Below are 23,158 nucleotides of genomic sequence, written 5' to 3'. Positions count from 1 at the left end.
TCCGATCAGAAGCCGGGAATGAGACGGATAATCAGGTCGATAAGCCAGATGCCGATGAACGGCGCAACAACACCGCCCAACCCGTAGATGCGCAGGTTCCGTGCGAGGATTTTCGACGCCCCGGCGGGCTTGTATGCCACGCCTTTGAGGGCCAGCGGAACCAAAATAACGATGATGATGGCGTTAAAGATGATCGCCGAGAGCACCGCCGACGCTGGGGAATGCAAACCCATAATATTGAGGGCCGACAGACCCGGGTAGGTCGCCATGAAGATCGCTGGGATGATCGCGAAATACTTGGCAATATCGTTGGCGATCGAGAAGGTCGTCAGGGCACCGCGCGTGATGAGTAGTTGCTTGCCGATTCCGACAATGCTGATGAGCTTCGTCGGGTCGGAGTCAAGGTCCACCATGTTGCCGGCCTCCTTAGCAGCCGAGGTGCCGGTGTTCATCGCGACGCCGACGTCCGCCTGGGCCAGAGCCGGGGCATCGTTGGTGCCGTCACCGGTCATCGCGACCATCCGGCCACCCTCCTGCTCCTTGCGGATGTAGGCGAGCTTGTCCTCCGGGGTGGCCTCGGCGAGGAAATCGTCCACGCCAGCCTCCTTGGCAATGGCGGCTGCGGTCAGCGGGTTGTCTCCGGTCACCATGACAGTGCGGATGCCCATTCGACGCAGCTCAGCAAACCGGTCGGTTAGACCCTCCTTGACGATGTCCTTGAGGTGAACGACGCCGAGCACCTTGCCCGAGTGGTCGGGGGTGCGTACCGCCACGACGAGCGGAGTACCACCGGACTGGGACACCGAGTCGACCCGGCGATCCATGTGCGCCAGCGTGTCGATGTCCATATTGATGTGGGACTCCGTCAGCCAGGCGCGTACAGCAGATCCGGCACCCTTACGGATTTTGGTGCCGTCGGGAAGGTCGATGCCCGACATTCTGGTCTGAGCGGTAAAGGGGACGACTTTCCCCTGTTCGCCGCAGGCATCGGGGACGAAGCCCTGCTCGCGGGCCAGGTCGACGATGGAGGTGCCCTCGGGAGTGGGGTCGGCCAGCGAAGACCGGGCGGCCGCGTCGCGAATCTCTTTGTCGCTCACACCCGGCATCGGTATGAATTCGCTGGCACGACGGTTTCCGTAGGTGATGGTGCCAGTCTTGTCGAGCAGAAGAGTCGTAACGTCGCCAGCGGCCTCCACCGCGCGTCCGGACATTGCCAACACGTTGTGCTGCACCAGGCGGTCCATACCCGCGATGCCGATGGCCGACAGCAGAGCACCGATCGTCGTCGGGACGAGGCAGACCAGCAGCGCCACCAATACCGTGACGCTCACCGGCCTGGCGGCCAGGGACGCAATCGGGTTGAGGGTCAGGGTGACGAGGACAAAGACAATCGAGAGGCTCGCCAGCAAAATATTGAGGGCAATCTCGTTGGGGGTCTTCTGACGTCCGGACCCCTCAACCAGGGCGATCATGCGGTCGACGAAACTTTGCCCGGGCTTCGAGGTGATTTTGACGACGATACGGTCCGAAAGCACTGTCGTACCACCGGTGACGGCAGAACGGTCGCCGCCGGACTCCCGTACCACGGGGGCTGACTCACCGGTGATGGCCGATTCGTCGACCGAAGCGATGCCCCAGACGATGTCGCCGTCACCAGGGATCGTCTGGCCCGCCGCCACGACGACGACGTCGCCATACCTGAGCTCCGAGGAGACGACCTCGGTTGTCGTGGTGTGCTCGGCGGACGGATCGTTCCGCTCGTCCCACCCGTCGACGCGAATCGCGCTGGTGGCGGTGCGGGTCTTGCGCAATGACTCGGCCTGGGCCTTGCCGCGACCCTCAGCGATCGACTCGGCAAGGTTGGCGAAGATGACGGTCAGCCACAGCCACACCGCAATGGCCATGGAAAAACCGACGGAAACACCGCCGTCGGTGACACCAGTGAGCAGTTCCAGGCCAGCGATGATGGTTGTCAGGACTGCGCCAATCCACACCAAAAACATAACCGGGTTGCGCCACTGAAAACGCGGATCAAGCTTACGAAGGGCTCCGGGCAGGGCCTGACGCGCCTGAGTCCCGGTGAGACCGCGGGAACGCGAATTCGAAGGGATGACGGTCATGATCAGATCAGTCCTTCGGCCAGCGGTCCGAGCGTGAGGACCGGAAAGAAGACAAGCGCTGTGACGAGGATCGCGGTGAACACGATCAGGGTCGTGAACAACGCATTGTGCGTGGGAAGGGTGCCGGCGGTGACGGGCACTGGTTCACGTTCGACCAAGGCACCCGACAGGGCAAGGATGAGGATGATCGGTACGAAGCGCCCGAGGAGCATGGCCGCACCGAGGGCGGCACACAGCCAGTTCGTCGAGGCGTCCAAACCGGCGAAGGCCGAACCATTGTTGTTGGCGGCTGAGGTGAAGGCGTATACCAGCTCGGACAGCCCGTGCTCGCCCGGGTTGGCGATCGAGGTATTGACACTACTGCGTAGGCCCGGGACGGCCAGGCTCAAGGCTACGCCGCATAGCACCAGAGTCGGCATCACGAGGATGTACAAGTCCGATAGCTTCATCTCACGCGGGCCGATCTTCTTGCCAAGGTATTCCGGCGTACGACCGACCAGCAAGCCGGCGATGAAGACCGCGATGACGGCGATAACGAGCATGCCATAGAGACCGCTCCCCACACCGCCAGGGCTAATCTCGCCGAGCATCATGTTGAGCAGGGTGAACATCCCTCCGATGGCGGTGAAGGAGTCGTGCATCGAGTCGACTGCGCCGGTGGAGGTCATCGTCGTCGAGTTAGCGAAGAGGACCGACTGAGCCAATCCGAAGCGCTGCTCCTTGCCCTCCATCGGGGCTCCCGCGAGGCGTGCGGCAGTACCGTGGCCAGAAAATTCGGCAGCGGCCATGGCACATAGGTTGACGGTGAACAGGACGACCATCGCAGCGAGTATCGCCCTGCCCTGCCGCACATCTTCCACCATCTTCCCGAAGGTGCGAGGCAGCGAGAACGGGATGAGCAGGATGAGGAAGATCTCGAGCATGTTCGTCCACGGTTGCGGATTCTCGAAGGGGTGAGACGAGTTACCGTTAAAGAAACCACCACCGTTAGTGCCAAGCTCCTTGATGGCCTCCTGAGAGGCGACGGGACCGCCCGGGATGACCTGGTTTCCGCCAGCCACACCGGTCACGTGCAGGAACCCGGTGAAATTCTGGACCGCGCCACCAGCGATGAGCAGGAAAGCCGCTACGGCGGCAATCGGCATGAGGATGCGCAACGTGCAGCGGGTGAGATCCACCCAGAAGTTGCCGATGGTGTGCTCACCGTGGCCAACGAATCCGCGAATCAGCGCAACAGCAATCGCGATGCCGGTAGCGGCGGAGACGAAATTCTGCACGCACAGGCCAGCGAGCTGGACGAAGTGCCCGAGGGTCGCCTCCGGTGAGTAGGCCTGCCAATTGGTGTTCGTGACGAAAGAGATCGCGGTGTTGAAGGAGACCGCCGGATTTACTGATCCCTTCCCCAGGGACCATGGCAGCCATGGCTGGAGACGTTGCAGAGCGTAGAGGAAGACGACTCCGCAGAAACTGAAAGCCAGTACTGCGCGAGCATAAGACTTCCACGTCTGACCGGCACGGGGATTGACCCCCATGACGCGGTAACACCAGGTCTCGACCCTCGTGTCCTTGTCAGAGGTGAAGACACGGGCCATGTAGGTGCCCAGGTGATGCTGAGCGATACCGAGCGCGATGGCGAGCAGAGCCAGACCCGCCAGGAAACAGATCCACGTCATTAGAAACGCTCCGGGCGGATAAGGGCAATCACGAGATACACAACGGCGGCGATACCGAGGATGGCGGCCACCAGATTAAGGATGGTCATAGCGCATCGACCCCCTTCACGCACAGGGCGAGCAGGATGAACAAGGCGATGACACCGAGCAGCCAGATGACGTCGAGCATGACGGGCTCCTTGACGACGACCCGGGGTTTCCGGGGTGCCGGTTGTGGCACCACCACCCATCGAAACCGCGTGACCCGGCCGCTGTCGCGCTTCCCTACGGATCCCATATGGGGATGTGCGGGATCCTGACGTTTTCCTAACACTCCCAGTTCGAAACCGTTCTGGGAGCGCTAGTCACCCCGGCGACCCCATCACACAAGTTCCACGTACCATCCCCTCCTTGGCCTCATCATCATTACGGCTCTCCTCGCCACATCACCCTCTTCCCGCCATGGACCCGTCACCACGGTGCCCCTTCACCTCCTCCACCCTGAGTGTGGTGATTGGGGTGGTGGCTGCCCGTGGTGCCATCTCACGTGGCTGGGATGCGAGTAGGTGACGACTTATCCACAGCCAGTACGGCTGATCTGGGCCGGGTTGTCCACAGGTTCAAAAAACGTGGTGCATCCGCGGGCCTGTGTCGATAACTGTGGACATGAGGGAAAACTTTGAACTAGAGCTGCGCAGCAACGGCGGGGTGGCGCGCATTGTCCGTGACAGCCCATTGCGAGGCCAGGCTGACCGGTCCGTCGCCCGGGGCGATACGGTACGCATCCTGCCGGGAGTGGTGGCCGCCACCGGCGCTGCCCGCCACGTCACTACGATGATCCAAGCACTGAAGTTGTGGCACCGCGACGCGACGCTGGTCGGCATGGCCGCCTTGGTGTTGCTCGGACTGAAGAATCCGGTCACTCAGCGCTGCTGGGACTACACCGGCATCCAGGCCATCGAGGCGTTCTCGCCCACTCGCCGTCTGAGGCGACCCCGTATCTGGGTGCATCGCTGGCACGTGCCCCACTATTTCACCATCGAAGAAGAAGGAATACGAGTCGCGATCCCAGAAGTATCGGTGATCATCCTGGCAATCCAGGGACAGTGGGACTGGGTGTGCCAGGCTCTGCGCCAACGCCTAGTGACCCCGGCCTCATGCCGGGCGGCCCGTAAAGCCCTCACCGGCCGGTACTCGAAGGCCGAAGTCGACCGTGCGCTAGCCGACATCGACCTAAATCCTTGGTCGATCCCGGAGCTGGAATTAGCGCGAATCCTACGGGCAACCGGGATCACTGGTCACAAGCCGAACCACCAAGTGTGGGTTGGTGAGGGGAATTATCGCTATGTCCTGGATCAAGCGTTCCAGGCTGAGATGCTGGGCGTGGAAATGGAAGGCCGCTCGGTCCACGGCACCCCGGAAGGGTACGAGGCGATGATGGTGCGTTCGGCCCATCTGGAGCAGGCCGGGTGGAGAATCCTACACGCCACCCCGACGATGCTGCGGCGCGATCCGAAGTTCGTGCTGGACTGGATCATCAATCACTTGCACAAACGTCACCGCCCTAAGACCACGCTCACCAACCAGGTCCTGCGCCAGATCATGAATGGCGCCGTACCGGCGTAAACCTTGCTGATTTCTCTAGCTAGACGGCAGGTGATTGTGTCCGGTTGTGGAAATCAGGGTTACGAACCCACGGTCTGCAACCCCACCAGGCATCCCCAACGATCACGACCCATATCGCCACACAGAGGTGAAATGAAAGTGTGTGGGTGAGGTGGTCATCCATGATGGTGAAGTATCACCACACGGAGCTGAGGGGAACAGAGCAGAAGCGTCAACACGGGATAAAGTCACAACCTCAATGCCTACGCCAACGGGGAAACAACGTCAGCCCACCAAACCGCCTCAGAGCATCAGCTAACCCGCACCTCATCGAAAGACTGCACAACCTGCCGCACCACTGCGGCAGGGTCATCGGAGGCCATGATGGCCCGCACCATCGCGACACCGGCCACACCGGTGGCCGCCAAAGCAGGGACATCGGCCACCTGGACGTCACCGATAGCGACAACCGGCAGGCTGCTCGCCCCTACTAAGGCCGGATACCCCTGAACGCCGAGCGGGGAGCGGCCCGATTCCTTGGTCGGGGTGGGTCGGAACGGTCCCGCACCCACATAGTCGAGCGCATCAGCGAACGGTTCGGCCGATCTCACGAGGTCCAAGGTTCCCGTGGTGTAACCGACGATCGCGTCGGGGCCCAGCATCGCCCGCGCATCACGCACCGGCAAATCCGTCAATCCGACGTGCACCCCGTGGACGTTCCCTCGCGCCCGTATGGCCGCCCAGGCGACATCGGCGCGGTCATCCACGACCACCCGCGTCGCGGGGTTCGCTCGACGAACCGCCTCGCCGACCTGCAAAACCAGACTGAACAGATCACGAGTGGACAATTCCTTGGCCCGTACCTGCACCATCCCGGCACCCGCCCCAGCGGCCGCTGCCGCAGTCTCGACGGTGTGCCGACCAGTCCCCGACGTCACCAAATAGCACCGCAGGTCTAAAGTCATCTCATCTCCTATTTTGCGGTTCTCGCCGCCTCGTCAAGGGCGTCACGCAGCTGCACCCGAAAACTTCCGGGTCCGCCAGCACGCGCTGCCGCAACCTCCCCGGCCACGTCGGGCCCAGCATCAAGGAATTCCCGAGCCATCCGAGTACGCACCGGGACTAGCCCGATGGCCGTCGGGGCGAGCACCCAAGGGGTTCCTCCGGGCCGCGCGGCAACGGCGGCGGTGAGGCAATGGTCCATCGGGGCCCGACAACACCCGCCCACAGGGCAGCGCGTCCCTCAGAGGGCATCGACGTTCCAGCCGAGGCCAGGCGCGCAACAGACACAAGTGTGGTCATATGATCTTTGTGCTGACGAGCTAGTCAGACCCGCAAAGCTTGGTCGAAGAACTCCAATTCGTGACGGCAGGCCGTCAGGTAGGCATGGGCAGCGCGAGCCCTGGTGACGGCGGAGGCGTTCTGGAAGGCTTTCTCCACCAGACCGATGGTGTGTGACGCCCCCTCGACGAACTCGGGATCCCCATAGGTCTGCAACCATGAGGCGTAAGGGTGGTCGTCGGGAACGTGCGGAACCTTGGCACCCAAGTGTGCATAAAGCCAGAAACAAGGCAGTACCGCTGCCGTACCGACGACGTAGTCGTCACCCAATGCCCGGGCCAGCAGAAAGTCCGTGTAGGCCAAGGTCACCGGCCCGGCAACCACGTCGATGTGATCCCCTAACCAAGAGCGGTGCAGTTCTGCCTCCTCAACAAGGCACGCCTGAGAGGACTGCGCCCACCACACTGACTCCTCCGGGTCGACAGCACGAGCCGCCAAGGATGCCAAAGCTCGTGAATAGTAGGTGAGGTACTGAGCGTCCTGCCCCAGGTAGAACTCGAAGGCCGGCTTCGACAGGGTGCCGTCGACGAGAGCGGCAACAAAATCCGAGTCCTCAATGCGACGAGCGATGTCCCCACTTGCTTGCCACAGGGCCGTCGTCCATGGGCCGGCTGGGGCAACCACCGCGTCCGGTGCAGGCTCTGCCGATCCAACCAACCCTTGCGGGGATTCCAAGGGGTCGATGGGCGCAAACCACGCCACTGCCGAGGCGTCCTTGGCCAGCCGACGTGCCCGATGGGAGTGGTCCACCGGGCCGTGGCCCTTACCGACGTTCAGCGCCGACCCGTACTGAATCGCTTCGTGCAGCCAGTCGGTGACCCACGCCAGGGCATCCCCCGGGGTGTCACCGGCACCCAACCGGGTCGCCAAGGCTGAGGACAGTGAGCACCCGGTACCGTGGGTGTTGGTCGTCTTCACCCGCGCCGCCGGGACGGTGTGCATTGCTCCTTCCGGCGTCACCCACATATTGTCGACCCGCTGCGAATTCAAATGCCCGGTCTTGACGACGACAGCCACTCCCGTCTCAGCCGCCCACCGACGAGCCTGCTCCACGGCCTGCTCCGGGGTCGTCGCCGGCTCGCTCCGGCACAGCACCGCGAGCTCCGGAATATTCGGGGTGATGACGGTTGCGCGGCGACAAAACTCGCGCATGGCAGCCTCTGCGTCGGGGGCAAGAAGGCGGTCCCCGCTAGTGGCGACCATTACCGGATCGACGACGACTACCGGCGGTCGATGCTCGTCGAGGAAGGTCGCAACCGCGTCGACGATCTCAGCGGTGCCGAGCATTCCGGTTTTGACGGCGTCGATTCTCACGTCATCACTGACAGCGGCCAGTTGCTGGACCAGGAAGTCGGTCGGCGGGGTGTGGATGGCGCGCACCCCTTCGGTGTTCTGGGCCACCAAGGAGGTGACGACAACCATCGCATATCCACCTGCCGCGACGATTGATTTGGTGTCGGCTGCGGTGCCAGCTCCACCGGACGGATCGGTACCCGCAATTGACAGGACGCGGGGAATTGTTCCCCGCTCGGCAAGCGCATCACTAGTGGTCATCTCGGACATCCCTTCGCCAGTACGAACTAGATCAGGTTCCACGGGTGTGATCTCAGCGCCACCGAGGCGCACCCCGTGTCCAAAGACCAGTATGTCACCCCACCACAACTTGCGCTCCGCCGCTGAAAACCGACCGAACACCTGCAAAACTCCTACAAAAGTCGTTGGCAAGGGTCCATTAGGCGGTGACAGCGCTATCGTGGGAACTGGTCGAAGTTCACCGAAGGACTTCCGACGAAGTCGTGTGAGGAGCAGTCATGACGAACTTCCAACACATTTATCAACGCAGCTACCCTGTGAGCCCGGATGGCAACCCTTTCGTGCAGAACGACCTCGGCCGCTACACCCAGAACCACCCTGTACCGCCCGATGACGTCGCTGAGCGCAAGGCATACCTCGTCGGCTCGGGCATCGCCTCGCTTCTTTCCGCTGCCTACTTGATTCGCGACGCCCAGATGCCTGGGGAGAACATCACCATCCTCGAGGAAATGTCAGAACCCGGCGGCGCGTTCGACGGAGCAGGGGATACGGAGAAGGGCTTCATCGCTCGCGGTGGTCGTGAGATGGGGCAACACTTCGAGTGTTTCTGGGACATCATGAAAGACATCCCAGCCTTGGAGATGCCCGAACCCTACAGCGTTCTGGATGAATTCCGGATCGTGAACGAGAACGACCCCAACATCAATCCGTGTCGGATTATCAATAATCGCGGTCACAAGCGCGACGCCTCAAAGATGGGGCTCAACAAGAAAGGCCAGCTCGACATCGTGAGGCTCTTGCTGGCCAAGGAGTCGGACACCTACTACAAGTCGATCGAGGACTGGTTCGACGAGGACTTCCTGCAGTCCACCTTCTACCTGCTGTGGAAGACGATGTTCGCCTTCGAGCAGTGGCAGTCCCTTACCGAGCTCAAACGGTACATGCACCGCTTCCTGCAGTATCTTCCCGGTTTCTCGAATCTGTCCTGTCTGCGATTCAGTCGCTACAACCAGCACGACTCCTTCGTCGTCCCGTTGGTGAAGTGGCTCACCGAAAAGGGCGTGAACTTCCAGTACGACACCCTCGTCTACGACGTCGACCTAGAGATCACCGCCCACCGCAAGATCGCCCGCGGCATCCTGTGGCGCGATAAGGAGGGTGGCGAGCATCGCATCGACATGTCCGCCAAGGACCTGGTGTTCGTGACCAACGGTTCACTTACCGAGTGCACCGGATACGGCGACATGGACACCCCTGCCCCTTACCACAAAGACATGCAGGCCGGCTGGGAGCTGTGGCGCAACCTGGTTCGCCGCTCCCCCGCGTTCGGACGTCCCGATGTCTTCTGCGGCGACGCTGACAAGACGGTGTGGCAATCAATCAGCTTCAACTTCATCGGTCGTGACCACCCGTTCCTCAAGAAGATCAAGGAGCTGACCGGCAACGATCCGTTGTCCGGGCGCACCGTCACCGGCGGCATCATCACCGCCGAGGACTCGTCGTGGTGCATCTCGCTGACGATGAATCGTCAGCCACAGTTCCATGGCCAGCCTGAAGACTGGGGCGTGGCATGGGCCTACGGGCTGTACCCGTTCGAAAAGGGCGACGTCGTCAACAAGACAATGCTGGAATGCACCGGCGAGGAACTGCTCAAAGAGTACTGCTATCACTTCGGACTGCTCGACCAGTTCGAGGAGGTCAAGGCCCACACCAAGGTGCGAATCGCGACGATGCCGTGGATCACGGCCTTCTTCATGCCCCGCGGCAAGGGCGATCGCCCGGAGGTCATCCCGGACGGCTGCGTCAACCTGGCTTGCCTAGGCCAGTTCGTCGAAACCCCCGATGACTGCGTCTTCACCACCGAGGGTTCGGCACGCACCGCAATGATGGCCGTCTACGGCCTGCTCGACCTTGACCGTGACATCCCGCCGATCTGGCCAACCCAGTACGACATCCGCTCCCTGCTGGCCTCCGCCAAAACCCTCAACAATGGTCGCTTGCCCGGTAGCTGGCTGTTGTCGAAGCTATTGAAGAACACCTACTACGAGGACATCCTGCCGTGACGTCCTGACGATGCGGTTTCGGGGCGGTTGAATAACACCATGACCGCCCCGAACCGTGTCCCCTCCCGGTGCTTGTCCATCACCCGACTACGCGACCTACTGCTGGCCGATATCCCGGCCTCCCGTCTGGTCATCGCCTGTGACACGATCGGCGGCATCGGGCCGCGTCCCGACGATTCCTACCCGGCCGACCCGGTGTGGTGCGCCCACTTGGGAGCGCGAGTGCCGCTGCTGGAGGTGCTGTGCGCCGGTGCGCGTCCGCTTGTCCTCGTCGACACACTGTGCCAGGACAGTGCATCTGCTCAGCCCATGATCGCCGAATTCCGACGCTGTGCGCTCGACGCCGGGATCGACCCAGATGCGGTTACCGGATCGACGGAGGACAACGTCGCCACCACCCAAACCGGCGTCGGGGTGACGATTATCGGCGTCATGCACCACGAGGATTTGCCGAAGTCCCTAGACGGAGACGTCTTGGTGTGTGTCGGCGCTCCGATCTCGGCCCCTGACGATGACGTCGCCCCTGGTCGGCGCGAGATTGTGGACGTCACGGAGGTTAGGGCACTAATGGCTTCGGGGAAGGTGCACGACTGTGTCCCGGTCGGGTCTCATGGGGTGGCCTGGGAGGCCAAACAGCTGGCCTCCACTGCGGGACTGCGCGTCGCATTCCAACCCACCGACGTCGACCTAACCCGCTCCGGCGGCCCGGCCACATGCGTCGTCATGGCCTGTGCCAAAACCAATCTTGAGCAGTTGCACGCCCTGGTCAACCCCGAACGACCGTGGGCAGTCATCGGGCACCTGCGCTCCTGACGATTCGCTACCTGGAACTACCTGCAGCATTTTCCATCCCCCGCGACGAACCCCATATGCATGGTGTTAGTGTGCGATTGCCTCGAGTCGGATTCGGTTTGGGGCACTCCGCAGTGGGCGAAGTCGGTGCAAATCCGACACTGTCGCGCAACGGTAATGCCTGCAAGGCTCAGTCCGGTCGACTCTCTGAGGAGTGGCAGTTGTTGACTCTCGCCGTAGGAGTCTGCCGGGCACACTATGTGCGCCTCCGCGAAACCTGCGGCATGACCGCAGGGAGAACCGCGTGAATACTCCGAAGACGATGCCGAGGAAGATCTCGGCCCTCATTACCCTCTTCGTCGCACCCGCCCTGGCCCTGACGGGCTGCTCGGGTTCGAGCGACAGAACCACCTCACTGAACACCTCGACAGCCGCCCCGTCAGTCGGCACCGGTGCCAACATGTCGGGGTGCATCAAGTCTGGGGAGTTCGACAAGGACAAGGATTACTTCGGTGACAAGGCCACCTTCACCGGGGCCAGGAACGTCCACGTCAGCTACCACAAGTCCTACAAGGTTCTCACCCTCGGTGAGCAGGACAGGCCGGCACAGACCTTCGTGCTGCTGCAGTGCGGTGCTCCCAAGCCGGCACTCACTGGTGACCTCGCCAAGGCCCCGATCATCGACGTCCCGGTCAAACGGGTCGCCGCCTCCTCCACCACCCAGATTCCGGTCTTCCACACCTTGGGGGCCCTGGACTCTATCGTCGGCGTCAACCAGATCGAGCAGATCTATCGCGGACCGGCACGTGAGGCCCTTGAGGCCCGCCACATATCAAGCTACGGATCGAGCAGGATGCAGATCGACACAGAGAAGATCATCTCCCTCAAACCCGACGCCGTGCTGGCTGCCAGCTCAGAGGTGGGAGAGTTCAAGCAGGTGCAGTCCGCCGGCATCCCGGTGCTGCAAGACCTCGACTACCTCGAGTCCACCCCGCTAGCTCGGGCCGAGTGGATGAAAGCCTACGGCATCCTGCTCAACAAGGAGGGCGCCGCCACGAAGAGTTTCGACAGCATCGCCGAGCGTTACGCCGAGGTGGCGAAGAAGGCCAAGAACGCTGCCGACAAACCCAGCGTGCTCGTCGGTCAGGAGACCAAGGGGCAGTGGTACGTCCCGGGGGCCGACTCCTACATGATCAAGTTCATGACCGACGCCGGAGCTTCCGACGTCATGGCCCAGGCCGTCAAGGGCAACGGAGCCACCCCAACCGACGCCGAGGTCGTCTTCAAGTACGGTTCCAAGGCCGACTTCTGGCTCAACGGCAACTACATGTCCATGACGACGTGGCACGGCAAGGATGACGCCCTCAAGCAGAACCCGCGCTACGCGAACCTGTCGGCCTTTAAGCATGGCAACGTCTGGAACCCCAGCAAACGCACTGCCCCAGACACCGGAAACGACTTCTGGCAGTCCGGGATCGTCCAGCCCGACGTCGTACTGGCTGACCTCACCTACATCTTCCACCCAGACCTCATGAAGGGGTACACCCCGTACTACTACACCAAGCTCAGCTGATCCCTCGACGGCGTTGCTCGCCGCACACCCTCCCTTCACCATTTTCTGGAGCAAACATGTCCATCAATCGTCTGGTGGCGGGTCTGGCCGCCACCACCATGTGCGTCGCCACCCTCACCGGGTGCTCACACTCCGAGCAGTCAGGTTCCTCGGCGAACACGTCGTCCAGCGGGCCCTCCCGGCAGGGCTGCATCAAGGACTTCGACCCCTCGAAGGATTACTTCGGCGACAAGGCCACCTTCGGCGACGCTCGCGACATCACCGTGTCGTACCACAAGTCGTACAAGATCGTGACGCTCAAGCACCCGTCGAACACCGCGACGAAACCGGTGCAGTACGTCCTGGTGCAGTGTGGTGCCCCCGACCCGCATCTGGACGGTGAGCTCGCCAAGGCGCAGCGGATCACCATTCCCACCACCAAGGTGGCGTTGGGCTCGACGACCCTGCCAATGAAGTTCCAGATGTTGGGAAAGCTGGACTCCGTGGCTGGCATGGTCAACGTCGATAGAGTCGGGAATCCGGACACCCGTCAGGCCCTCAAGGACCACAAGGTCGCCAGTTTCGCGGCAGGCGACAACGCCACCGAGATCAACACCGAGAAATTAGCGGCATTGCGCCCGGACCTGTTCATCTTCAACCTCGTCAGCGGCAGCGACAACACCAGCAAGATCGACAAGATCAAGGAGATGGGCATCCCGGTCGTTGCCGAGCCGAACTTCCTCGAGAGCACCCCGCTGGGACGTGCCGAGTGGATCAAGTACGACTCGTTGTTCGTCAATGCCGAGAAAACTGCGAACCAGAAGTATGACGAGATCGCCGAGAAGTACCACGCGACCGCGAAACGCACCGCCAAGGTCAAGACACGACCGACCGTGCTCCACGGATCACAGTACAAGGGCGTCTGGTACATCAAACCCAACGAGAACTACGCCATCCAGTTCCTGCGTGACGCCGGTGGTGAGTACGTGTTCAAGGACCTCCACGGGGTAGCCTCGAGGAAGCTGGACACCGAGGCCGTCATCAAGCAGGCCCACGACGCCGACTTCTGGATCGACGGGCCGGAGAAGTCGTCCATCCCGCAGATCCTCAAGGCCGACCCACGTCTGAAGTCGCTTAAGGCCCTCGACAACGGCAATGTGTGGGACGCCACCCTGCGAGCCGACCCGAAGCACGGCAACGACTACTGGCAGACCGGAGTCGTACGTCCCGACCTCGTCCTGGCGGACCTGACGGCGATCCTGCACCCCGAGCTGGACCGCGATCACCAGTTCCACTTCTACCGCAAGGCCACCGCGAAGTGACTGCACCTCGGTACATGATGCAGTGCCGTCACGAGAGGCGCGAACGCCCCGAGGCACACCGCGGACGTATCAGGGGCAACCAGTGAGACACGGCCACCAGGAGACGTCGCAGAGCCGAGAGGCACCAGGCCAGGACGTGCGGGATCACCGGGATGTACGAAGCCGGCAGACGCAGGGGCGGCGTGGACTGCCGTTGCCGGTACGTTTCACGATCCTCGCAGCGATCTTCGTCGCCGTCACCCTGGCCGGCCTGGCGTTGGGATCGGTGAACATCCCGTTAGGTGACGTCATGACGGTCGTCACCGGTGGCACCAACGTCGATCCCGTCTCGATGACGATCATCCATGACGTCCGAGAGCCTCGCACCATCACCGCCCTGCTCGTCGGGGCGGCGCTGGGAATGTCCGGGCTGGAGATGCAGACTCTCTTCCGCAATCCCTTGGCCGACCCGTACGTACTGGGTATCTCGTCGGGTGCCAGTCTCGGCGTCGCCCTGGTGGTGCTGTCCACCTCGGCATCGGCGGGTGCGGCGACCTTCGCCTCCGGATTGGGCATCGGACCGGACCTGTTGATCATGGTGGCAGCCGCTCTGGGGGCAGCCGTCGTGCTGCTCATCGTCATGCTGGCAGGACGATTCATCCACTCCTCGACGATCCTGCTGCTGCTCGGCGTCATGATCGGGTACTTCGTCTCGTCTGGGGTCACCGTACTGCTGTCGCGGGCGAGCCCAGAGCTCATTGCCCAGTACACCCGCTGGCAGTTCGGCAGCTACCACGGTGTGACGTGGCAGAACCTGCGAGTCATGGTGCCGATCATTGTGGCCATGATCCTCGCCAGCCTGCTGCTCGCCAAGCCGCTTAACGCCTTGTTGCTGGGGGAACGTTACGCTCAGACGATGGGGATGAACCTCAAGGTGGTGCGCACCCTGCTGGTGGCGAGCACAGCCATCCTCGCCGGTGCCGCCACCGCGTTCTGCGGGCCGATCGGCTTCCTGGGAATCGCCATTCCCCACCTGACGCGTGGGGTGTTGGGGACGGCCGATCATCGTCATCTGCTGCCCGGATGCATCCTCACCGGCAGTTCCCTGGCATTGATGGCCGACATCCTGGCACAGCTGCCCGGTGACGACGTGCTGCCCGTCAACGCCGTCAACGCAGTTTTCGGGGCGCCGGTCGTCATGGTCATCCTCATCCGCTGGTACCGGGAGGCGGAGGCGACATGACCGGTCTCACACTGTCGAACCTGACGGTCGGGTACCGTTCGGGCCGCCACGTCACGAGGGTGCTGTCGGGGGTGACGGGTTCGGTGGCTGCCGGGCAGATGATTGGGCTCGTGGGGCCCAACGGTGCCGGAAAGTCCACCCTGCTGCGCTCGGTCGCTGGACTGCAGCCGAGCCTTGCCGGCGAGGTGCGGATCAACGGCACCCCGACGTCCCGGATGTCGCGCCGTCAGGTCGCCCAAGCCCTCTCGACCGTGCTGACCGACCGGGTGTCGGTGGCCCGGCTCACCTGCCGCGACGTCGTCTCGCTGGGGCGCCATCCACATTCGGGCATCGGTGGGCGGCTGCGGCCCCATGACCATGCGGTCATCGACGAGTCGCTGACGGCGGTGGGCGCTGCCGATTTGGCCGACGCCTTCATCGGTGAGCTGTCGGACGGTCAGCGTCAACGGGTGATGGTGGCCCGGGCGCTGGCCCAGGAGCCGTCCATACTGCTGCTCGACGAGCCGACCTCTTTCCTCGACCCACCGGGACGGATCGCCCTGCTCGGCATGCTGCGCGAGGTATGCACGGCGCGCAACATCGCCGTGGTGGTGTGCAGCCACGACATCGAGCCGGTGATGCGTTACGCCGACACCCTGTGGGTAGCCGGGCACGACACCGACGTTGTAATCGGGGCACCGGAGGACCTGGCCCGCAACGGTGCGCTTGAGGCAGCCTTCCGTATCGAAGGGATCACCTTCGACCTTCGCACCCTCACCTTCTGGCAATCCGATTCCGGACGCCCGGTCGCACGGGTCGTCGGTCACGGTGTAGACGCCGACCTCGCTCGCCACGTTCTGACCCGATCCGGGTACCGGGTCGTTGAGCAGCCGGGTGACGAGGTACTAACGATCGGAGTCACCGATGAAGGCTGGGCGGTCGACGACTGTGTACTACCCACCCTCTCCCAGCTCCACGAGCATCTCATCGGTCGTCACAGGGAGCGTGCCCGGTCATGACCGTGCGCTATCTCGTCTTGTGGCCGACCGCGGCCTGCGATCTCACTTGTCCCTACTGTTACCGCCGCGACCGTCGAGGCGGACGGATGCCCGTTGAGGTGGCAGACACCGCCTTGGACCTCGTCGCCGAGGGTGTACGCACCACCGGGCAGCCCGCCCACGTCCAACTGGCCGGCGGGGAGCCGACTCTGGTGCCCTCCCTCATTGAGCACGTCGCCAAGCGTGTTGTGGAAATTCGGTGGGGAAAGGTCACCTGCGGCATCCAGACCAATGCCGCCCGCCTCGACGGCGACATCATCGCCATGCTGAAACGCCACAGCGTCCGAGTCGGGGTGAGCGTCGACGGGCCACCCCCAGTGCACGAGAAGACGCGCGGTTCGGCGGCGCAGACTTTCCGGGGCCTGCTCGCCCTCGCTCACGCCGACATCCCGGTGCGGGTGACAACAGTGCTGTCAGCCCTCAACGTCGATCACCTAGACGGGCTGGCCGTCACTCTCGCCGCGCTTCCCAACGTCACCGGATTCGGACTCGACCCGCTTGTGGCAATCGGGAGCGCAACCGGGCGAGATGAACTCGTGCCCTGCGACGAGGCCGTCATCAACGGAATCACCACGCTCCACCGGCGGCTGGCACAGATCAACGCGCTGCGCGCCACACCCTTGCGCTGGCGGGAGTTGGAGACCGTCAGGACTGCTCTCCGCCGTGGTCCTGTGCCCACGACCAGCGCCGTCGACCCCGCGGGCCGCACTCTGCTCCCGGTGGCGAACCACCCCTACTGCCATGCGGCGATCGGGGAATCAATGGCGGTCGCACCCGATGGCAGCGTCTACCCCTGTTCTCAAGCTGTCGGAGATATGGCTTCCCGGGCGGGAACCGTCCATAGCATCGACTGGGAAAGCTTGCGACGGCGTTTCTCGCAAGATCGCCACACCCTGCGCGGACCCTGCCACCGCTGCGCCTTGGCCGGACGATGCCCCGGCGATTGCCCATCCCGAGTAGAGGCCAATGCCCTTGCCGACCCGGAACAGCGCCGGACTCCCCTCACCTGCCTCATCGACAGCACTCTCGCCCGTCTGGAAAGTGCATCATGACCACCCTGAGCTTCTTCTCGGCCACCGGCGGCGAACTCACCCTCGTCAGCCAAGCCTTGTCACGGCTACGCACTCGTGGTCTCGACATCACCCTCTTCGGCCGCACCAAGGATCAGATCACCGACCCGGAACTAGCCCGCGCCTTCGCCCAGGCGGCCGCCCGCAGTGACGCCATCGTGCTTAGTTTCCACGGCGGTACCACTTCCTGCCCGGCATGGCCCGCTCTGGTCGAGGCGTGGAAAAACCGTCGCGAATCCGGTCTGCCGCTGCCGTGGATCCACATCCAACCCACCTCCGGTGACGATGACGGGCTCTTGGCCGCCCAGGACTGGGCCAGCGGGCTCGACGACGGCACCTGGAGGGGTCTCATCGGGCTGCTGAAGATGGGCGGCCCGGACAACGTCGAGGCGGCGCTACGGATCCTCGTCGACCGGGTGCGGGGCGGGTCAGCCCCCATCCCCGACGTCATCCCCGCCCCCACCGAGGGGATCTGGCATCCACGTCACGGCCTGTTCACCAACCTGGCCGAGTACCGGCACCATCTGGACCCCGATCTGCCCACCGTTGGGATCACCTTCCCGCGCAGCTACTGGCTGGAGCACAACACCGCGCACATCGAAGCCCTGATCGAGGCCATCGAGGGACTCGACGCCAACACTGTGCCGTTCTTCTGTTTGCGTCTTCCTGACGCCCGCCGCGGTAACCCCAGCATGGCCCAAACCCTCGAAACTCTGCTACGCGACGATGATGGCAACCGCGTCATCGACACCCTGATCGACGTCCACGGCATGTCCATGACCGCCGGCGTACCTGCCAACGCGGACGCCTATCCGAAACTTGGGGTGAGCGTGCTGCACGCCTTGACCTCCTACGCCCCGTTGGCGGCATGGAAGGCCCAGGGTATGGGGGCGATGGACGTTGCCACCCAGGCCGCCCAGCCGGAATTCGACGGTGCCCTCATCACTAAGTTCCTGGCCACCCGAGAAGTCGATCGGGTCGACGATCTCACCGGAGCCGTCGTACCACACATGGTCCCAGTCCCCGGCCGCCCCGAGGCGATGGCCGAACTGGCCCTTTCGTGGGCCCGGCTGGCCCGCACCTCCGCCAACCAACGCAAAGTGGCGATCGTCTTCCACCACCATCCGCCGCGTAATGACCGGATCGGCTGCGCCACCGGGCTGGACACCTTTGAGTCGGTACGCCGGCTCCTCGTCCGAATGGCCGAGGATGGCTACGACGTCCCAGAACAGTTCGACAGCGCCGACAACCTCGCTCAGGTGCTGTTGTCATCGTTGACCTGCGACCAGCGCTGGCTCACCCCCGAGCAGATGTATCAGCGCGCCGAGGTCCATGCTGACCTTGCCACCTCCCGGTCCTGGTACCGGGCACTTCCCGCATCCGTCCGCGAGTCGATGGATCGCGCTTGGGGCCCGCACCCGGGATCCCTCTTCGTCCACCACGACGAATTTTCCTTCGCCGGGCACCTCGACGGCAACGTGTTGTTGACGATCCAGCCGCCGCGGGGAAATTTCGAAGCTGTCACTGATTCCGACATCCACGACCCACTCCTGCCCCCGCCCCACCACTACCTAGCCCACTACCGCTGGATCCGTGACGTGTTCAAAGCTGACGCTGTGATCCACGTCGGCACCCACGGGAGCCTGGAATGGCTACCCGGCAAAGGGCTGGGCCTGTCCGAGGAGTGCTACCCGGAGCTTGCCTTGGACCGGATGGTCAACATCTACCCGTACATCATCAATAACCCTGGGGAGGGCACCCAGGCTAAGCGGCGCAGTGCCGCAGCCCTCATCGACCACCTCACCCCACCGATGCGTCAGGCCGAGTTATACGACTCCACCGCCGAGATCGACCGCATCTTGCGCGAATACGCCGGGGCACAGTCGCAAAGCCCCCAGCGCGCCCGACTTGTCGCCGAGCAGGTATGGGACGCCGTCACCAAAGCAGGCCTGGACACCGATCTGGGTCTGACGAGTGCCGACGTCGACGCCGACCCCGTCGAGGTGCTCGACAGGGTCCACCATCATCTGCTCGACCTGCAGGACCGTGAAATCTCTGACGGTCTGCACGTGCTGGGCCAAGTCGTCGCCGGACACGACGACCCGATCGCCGCCAAGGTGGAGTACGTCGCCCAACTCACCCGTCAGCCCAACGGGCCGGTACCGTCCCTACGCGAAGCCGTGCTGAATGCCTGGGGGACCAGCCTTGACGAGGTCTCTGCTAGAGCCGGCGAGCCAGTGCCCGTCACCGCCGACCTGCCCGACGGTCTGACCGGACGCCAGCTTATGTCCGAGGCTCATCGTCGCTGCGTGAAGCTGCTCACCCCTGTTGTCGTCCGCCACCGCGACCGGCACCCCGACGACACCGAAGCGCACGATCTGGCGGCCCAGTTGTGTCATGAGCAACTCGGTGCCGAACGTGGGGACGTCATCGAAACCCTCACCTGGGTCCTCACAGACCTCATGCCCCGGCTGGACGCCACCAACAACGAGATCGACGCCATCATGACGGCCCTCGACGGCGGGTTCGTGGCCCCTGGGCCGTCGGGAGCGCCCAGCCGTGGCAACGCCCACATCCTGCCCTCCGGCCGAAACTTCTTTTCCCTGGATCCCCAGACCATGCCCACCCCGACGGGATGGCGTGAGGGGGTCGAACTGGCCGACCAACTCCTCCGAGGGTATGCCGAGGCCCACCCCGACCAACCGTGGCCGCGCACCGTCGGGGTGGTGGTCTGGGGTACCCCGAATATGCGCAGTGGAGGGGCCGACATCGCCGAGATTCTGTACCTCATGGGGGTGCGCCCGGTCTGGGAGTCCTCCGGGCTCGTCAGCGGGTTGCAGATCATCGAGCCCTGCGAGCTGGGGCGTCCCCGTATCGACGTCTCCCCGCGCATCTCCGGCCTGTTCCGTGATGCCTTCCCCAACCTCGTCGAGATGATCGACCGGGCGGTGCGGATGGTCGCAGCCCTCCCCGAACCTGACGACGACAACATGCTGCGCGCCCACGTCGAGGCCGACGTCGTCGAAATGACTGCCCGCGGGATTGACGTCGAGCAAGCCCGCCGCAAGGCGACCCTCCGGGTCTTCGGATGCCCGCCCGGCGGATACGGTGCCGGGGTGGAGGAGCTCATCGAGACCAAAGCGTGGCAGGACAAGGCCGACCTGGGCCGGGCCTACATTGCCGCCTCGTCCCACGCCTACGGTGAGGGAGTGCTCGGACAGGTGGAAACCGAACGGTTCACCGCGAGCCTGAAACGCATGGACGTCACCGTCAAGAATGAGGACACCCGCGAATACGACATGCTCAGCTGCACCGACTTCTACAACTACTACGGCGGGCTTATCGCTGCGGCGACGACAGTACGAGGCGAGGCGCCGATGTCGCTGGTAGGAGACTCTTCGGATCCGACCCGCATCGCCACGCGCACCACCACCGAGGAAGCCCGACTCATCTTGCGCTCACGAATCCTCAACCCATCGTGGATCGAGGGACTGCAACGTCACGGATATAAAGGAGCCGGCGACCTATCCGCAGTACTCGATATCCTCATCGGCTGGGACGCCACCGCCGACGTCGTCGATGACGGCCTATGGGAACGAGTTGCGCGTCGTTACGCCCTCGACCCGGCGATGCAGGAATGGTTCCGGCAGGTCAACCCGCACGCCCTGCACAACATCGTCGACAAACTGCTCGACGCCGCCCAACGTCACGTCTGGGAGGCCAATCCGAGCACCGTCGAGGAACTCGAGAACACCTACGCTGACATCGAGGGCACCATCGAAGAGGTCTCCGACGACCCCGCGATCGCCCCGAACACCCGGGTGGGTGCGCCTCCGCAGAACCCTGCCGGTGGACTTGACCTGTCCGAGCTGGGGTTGATCTAATGACCTATCCGTTCACCGCCGTCGTCGGGCAGGACGAAGCCAGACTCGCTCTGCTGCTGTGCGCGGTCAACCCGCGTATCGGTGGGGTCATCCTTAGTGGGGAGAAGGGAACGGCCAAATCGACAGTGGTTCGTGGTCTCGTCGAGCTGTTACCCGGTCACATCATGCGCACCCTGGCTCTGGGAACCACCGAGGATCGTCTTGTCGGCGGGTTGGACCTGGAAGCCACCCTGGTGGCGGGACGCTCCGTCCTCCAGCCGGGTCTGCTTAGCGAGGTCGACGGAGGGGTGCTCTACATCGACGAGGTCAACCTCCTCGACGACCACCTCGTCGATCTCGTCATCGACGCCTGCGCCGGGACCGTGCGGGTGGAGCGTGAGGGATTGACGGCCTCCCTGCCGAGCCGATTCGTGCTGGTGGGAACCATGAACCCCGAGGAGGGGGCACTGCGTCCGCAGTTGTTGGACCGGTTCGGACTGTGCATCGACGTGCACGGCGAGTCCGACCCGGCCGTCCGGGCTGAGATCATCCGGCGGCGTCTCGACCACGACGCCGATCCGGCCGAGTTCGACCACCGCTGGCAGAGCGACCAGAACCGTCAGGCCGCAGTCATCGAGAGGGCGCGGCACATCGTCGCCGGAGTCCGACTGGACGAGGTCGTCACCGAACTCATCTCCTGCCTGTGTCGGCAGAACCACGTTGCTGGGCACCGCGCCGACATCGTCATGGCCGAAGCCACGCGGGCTCATGCCGCCCTGGTCGGTCGCGGCGTCGCCACCGAGGACGACGTGTTAACGATCAGCGAGATGGTACTGAGGCACCGCCGTCGCGTCGAGACCCCGTCGGAGTCTCCGCCGCCGCGCAACCAGCACCCCGACGATCAGCCGGACCAGCCCGAACAACGTCCCCGGGAACCCGAGCGACCCGACCCCGACGTGGAAAAATGGCAGGCGGGCGAGAATCTTGCCACGCCGCCCAGCAGTTCAGGCGAACAACAACCCGAATACCACGACGGTCCCCAGAACCAGCGAGACGACGGCCAGCACGACCCGCGGAAACAACCCTCGGGCAGCGGTGAACAGGTGGTTGCCGCCGGGGACCCGTTCGCCGTCCGCCCCTTGGAACCTAGTCAGGACCGCTTCGCCCGTCGCGCCTGCGGACGACGTCTGCGCACCCGCAGTAACGATCGACGTGGCCGCTACGTCTCAGCCCGACCCACCGACCGCCCTGACGACCTCGCCCTGGACGCCACCCTTCGCGCGGCGGCGGTTCATCAGAAGTCACGTCGGGCCACCGAGCGTCCAGACCTGGCGGTGCACGTCAAACCGATCGACTGGCGGGCCAAAGTACGGGCCGGACGAGCCGCCTCCTGCGTGATCTTCGTAGTCGACGCTTCCGGGTCGATGGGGTCACGAGGACGAATGACCGCCTCTAAGGGGGCCGTGCTGTCCCTCCTCTTGGACGCCTACGTCAAGCGTGATCGGGTGTGCCTTATCGGTTTCCGCCGCGACCGGGCCGAGGTGCTGGTGCCGGTGACCTCCTCGGTGGAGGTAGCCCAGCACGGTTTGGCAGAGCTACCGGTCGGTGGGCGCACCCCGCTGTCGGCCGGACTGATTAAGGCCTGCGAGGTGGTACGGCCCCTGCTCCTCAAGGACCCCGGGCTGCGACCATTACTCATCCTCGTCACCGACGGGCGCGGCAACGTCAGTCTGGACGGCCGTCCCAACTCCCAGGCCACCGATGAGGCGATTCGGGTGGCAACCAAGCTCGGCGTCGACACACGACTCAGCTGGGTCGTCATCGACACCGAGGACCCACGAGGTATCCAGCTGTCTCGGGCCCGCGACATTGCCACAGCCTTGGGTGGACCTTGTCTGCGCATCGACGACCTGCGGGCTGACGACCTCGTCAACGTCGTCTCTCGACTTGACCCCTCCCACCAATCTCCCCGAAAGGACCGCTGAC

At 63.8% G+C, this 23,158-nt stretch carries 17 protein-coding genes and 1 riboswitch; of the genes, 10 read left to right on the top strand and 7 right to left on the bottom strand.

The window, feature by feature from the left end; genetic code table 11:
* Window positions 1–5: 5 nt before the first annotated feature.
* From kdpB to CPA42_RS00640, 4 genes are read right to left on the bottom strand one after another with little or no spacing between them, the layout of a single operon-like run.
* Complete coding sequence (gene kdpB / locus CPA42_RS00655; protein WP_002515846.1) at window positions 6–2,120, bottom strand: potassium-transporting ATPase subunit KdpB; 2,115 nt, start codon at window positions 2,118–2,120, stop codon at window positions 6–8.
* Between the two features lie 2 nt (window positions 2,121–2,122).
* Window positions 2,123–3,793, bottom strand: coding sequence for a potassium-transporting ATPase subunit KdpA (gene kdpA / locus CPA42_RS00650; RefSeq protein WP_002515780.1), 1,671 nt, complete (start codon window positions 3,791–3,793; stop codon window positions 2,123–2,125).
* Complete coding sequence (locus CPA42_RS00645; protein ID WP_002524221.1) at window positions 3,793–3,882, bottom strand: potassium-transporting ATPase subunit F; 90 nt, start codon at window positions 3,880–3,882, stop codon at window positions 3,793–3,795. The genes kdpA and CPA42_RS00645 overlap by 1 nt, the downstream gene beginning before the upstream one ends.
* Window positions 3,879–4,070: a hypothetical protein gene (locus CPA42_RS00640; protein WP_002518618.1), complete on the bottom strand. Its 192-nt coding sequence runs from the start codon at window positions 4,068–4,070 to the stop codon at window positions 3,879–3,881. The genes CPA42_RS00645 and CPA42_RS00640 overlap by 4 nt, the downstream gene beginning before the upstream one ends.
* Window positions 4,071–4,438: 368 nt before the next feature.
* Between CPA42_RS00640 and CPA42_RS00635 the strand changes: the two genes are divergently transcribed.
* Window positions 4,439–5,398, top strand: coding sequence for an endonuclease domain-containing protein (locus CPA42_RS00635; RefSeq protein WP_002518617.1), 960 nt, complete (start codon window positions 4,439–4,441; stop codon window positions 5,396–5,398).
* Window positions 5,399–5,688: 290 nt separating this feature from the next.
* Here CPA42_RS00635 and CPA42_RS00630 read toward each other — a convergent pair whose 3' ends face one another.
* The 3 genes from CPA42_RS00630 to CPA42_RS00615 form a co-directional block, all read right to left on the bottom strand.
* Window positions 5,689–6,342, bottom strand: coding sequence for a thiamine phosphate synthase (locus CPA42_RS00630; protein ID WP_002515767.1), 654 nt, complete (start codon window positions 6,340–6,342; stop codon window positions 5,689–5,691).
* 8 nt (window positions 6,343–6,350) lie between these two features.
* Window positions 6,351–6,527: a hypothetical protein gene (locus CPA42_RS00625; RefSeq protein ID WP_002515938.1), complete on the bottom strand. Its 177-nt coding sequence runs from the start codon at window positions 6,525–6,527 to the stop codon at window positions 6,351–6,353.
* 176 nt (window positions 6,528–6,703) lie between these two features.
* A complete protein-coding gene (locus CPA42_RS00615) occupies window positions 6,704–8,281 on the bottom strand; it encodes a bifunctional hydroxymethylpyrimidine kinase/phosphomethylpyrimidine kinase (protein WP_032496966.1) in 1,578 nt (525 codons plus the stop codon).
* A riboswitch (TPP riboswitch) is annotated at window positions 8,264–8,358 on the bottom strand. (Overlaps the previous gene by 18 nt.)
* A gap of 171 nt (window positions 8,359–8,529) precedes the next feature.
* On the opposite strand from CPA42_RS00615, the gene CPA42_RS00610 reads away from it, so the two are divergent.
* From CPA42_RS00610 to CPA42_RS00565, 9 genes are all read left to right on the top strand, one after another.
* Complete coding sequence (locus CPA42_RS00610; protein ID WP_002515783.1) at window positions 8,530–10,314, top strand: oleate hydratase; 1,785 nt, start codon at window positions 8,530–8,532, stop codon at window positions 10,312–10,314.
* A gap of 39 nt (window positions 10,315–10,353) precedes the next feature.
* Complete coding sequence (locus CPA42_RS00605; protein ID WP_002515776.1) at window positions 10,354–11,127, top strand: hypothetical protein; 774 nt, start codon at window positions 10,354–10,356, stop codon at window positions 11,125–11,127.
* A gap of 301 nt (window positions 11,128–11,428) precedes the next feature.
* Window positions 11,429–12,679 (top strand): ABC transporter substrate-binding protein, encoded by a 1,251-nt coding sequence (locus CPA42_RS00595; protein ID WP_002518614.1) that lies wholly within the window; start codon window positions 11,429–11,431, stop codon window positions 12,677–12,679.
* A gap of 56 nt (window positions 12,680–12,735) precedes the next feature.
* Window positions 12,736–13,980, top strand: coding sequence for an ABC transporter substrate-binding protein (locus tag CPA42_RS00590; RefSeq protein ID WP_002515779.1), 1,245 nt, complete (start codon window positions 12,736–12,738; stop codon window positions 13,978–13,980).
* Window positions 13,981–14,062: 82 nt separating this feature from the next.
* The gene (locus CPA42_RS00585) at window positions 14,063–15,202 is read left to right on the top strand and encodes a FecCD family ABC transporter permease (protein WP_002518613.1); all 1,140 of its coding nucleotides are present in this window, start codon (window positions 14,063–14,065) and stop codon (window positions 15,200–15,202) included.
* Window positions 15,199–16,200 carry an ABC transporter ATP-binding protein gene (locus CPA42_RS00580; protein ID WP_002515897.1) on the top strand — a complete coding sequence of 334 codons (1,002 nt, stop codon included), beginning with the start codon at window positions 15,199–15,201 and terminating at the stop codon, window positions 16,198–16,200. The genes CPA42_RS00585 and CPA42_RS00580 overlap by 4 nt, the downstream gene beginning before the upstream one ends.
* Window positions 16,197–17,291 carry a radical SAM/SPASM domain-containing protein gene (locus CPA42_RS00575; protein WP_002515755.1) on the top strand — a complete coding sequence of 365 codons (1,095 nt, stop codon included), beginning with the start codon at window positions 16,197–16,199 and terminating at the stop codon, window positions 17,289–17,291. Before CPA42_RS00580 ends, CPA42_RS00575 begins: the two co-directional genes overlap by 4 nt.
* Window positions 17,288–21,193, top strand: coding sequence for a cobaltochelatase subunit CobN (gene cobN, locus CPA42_RS00570; protein ID WP_002515764.1), 3,906 nt, complete (start codon window positions 17,288–17,290; stop codon window positions 21,191–21,193). The genes CPA42_RS00575 and cobN overlap by 4 nt, the downstream gene beginning before the upstream one ends.
* Window positions 21,193–23,157, top strand: coding sequence for a magnesium chelatase subunit D family protein (locus CPA42_RS00565; protein ID WP_002515900.1), 1,965 nt, complete (start codon window positions 21,193–21,195; stop codon window positions 23,155–23,157). The genes cobN and CPA42_RS00565 overlap by 1 nt, the downstream gene beginning before the upstream one ends.
* Window position 23,158: the final 1 nt, after the last annotated feature.

Origin of the sequence: Cutibacterium acnes (genome assembly GCF_003030305.1) — a bacterium.
Lineage (GTDB): Bacteria > Actinomycetota > Actinomycetes > Propionibacteriales > Propionibacteriaceae > Cutibacterium > Cutibacterium acnes.
This window is presented reverse-complemented; position numbering and strand designations above follow the sequence as displayed.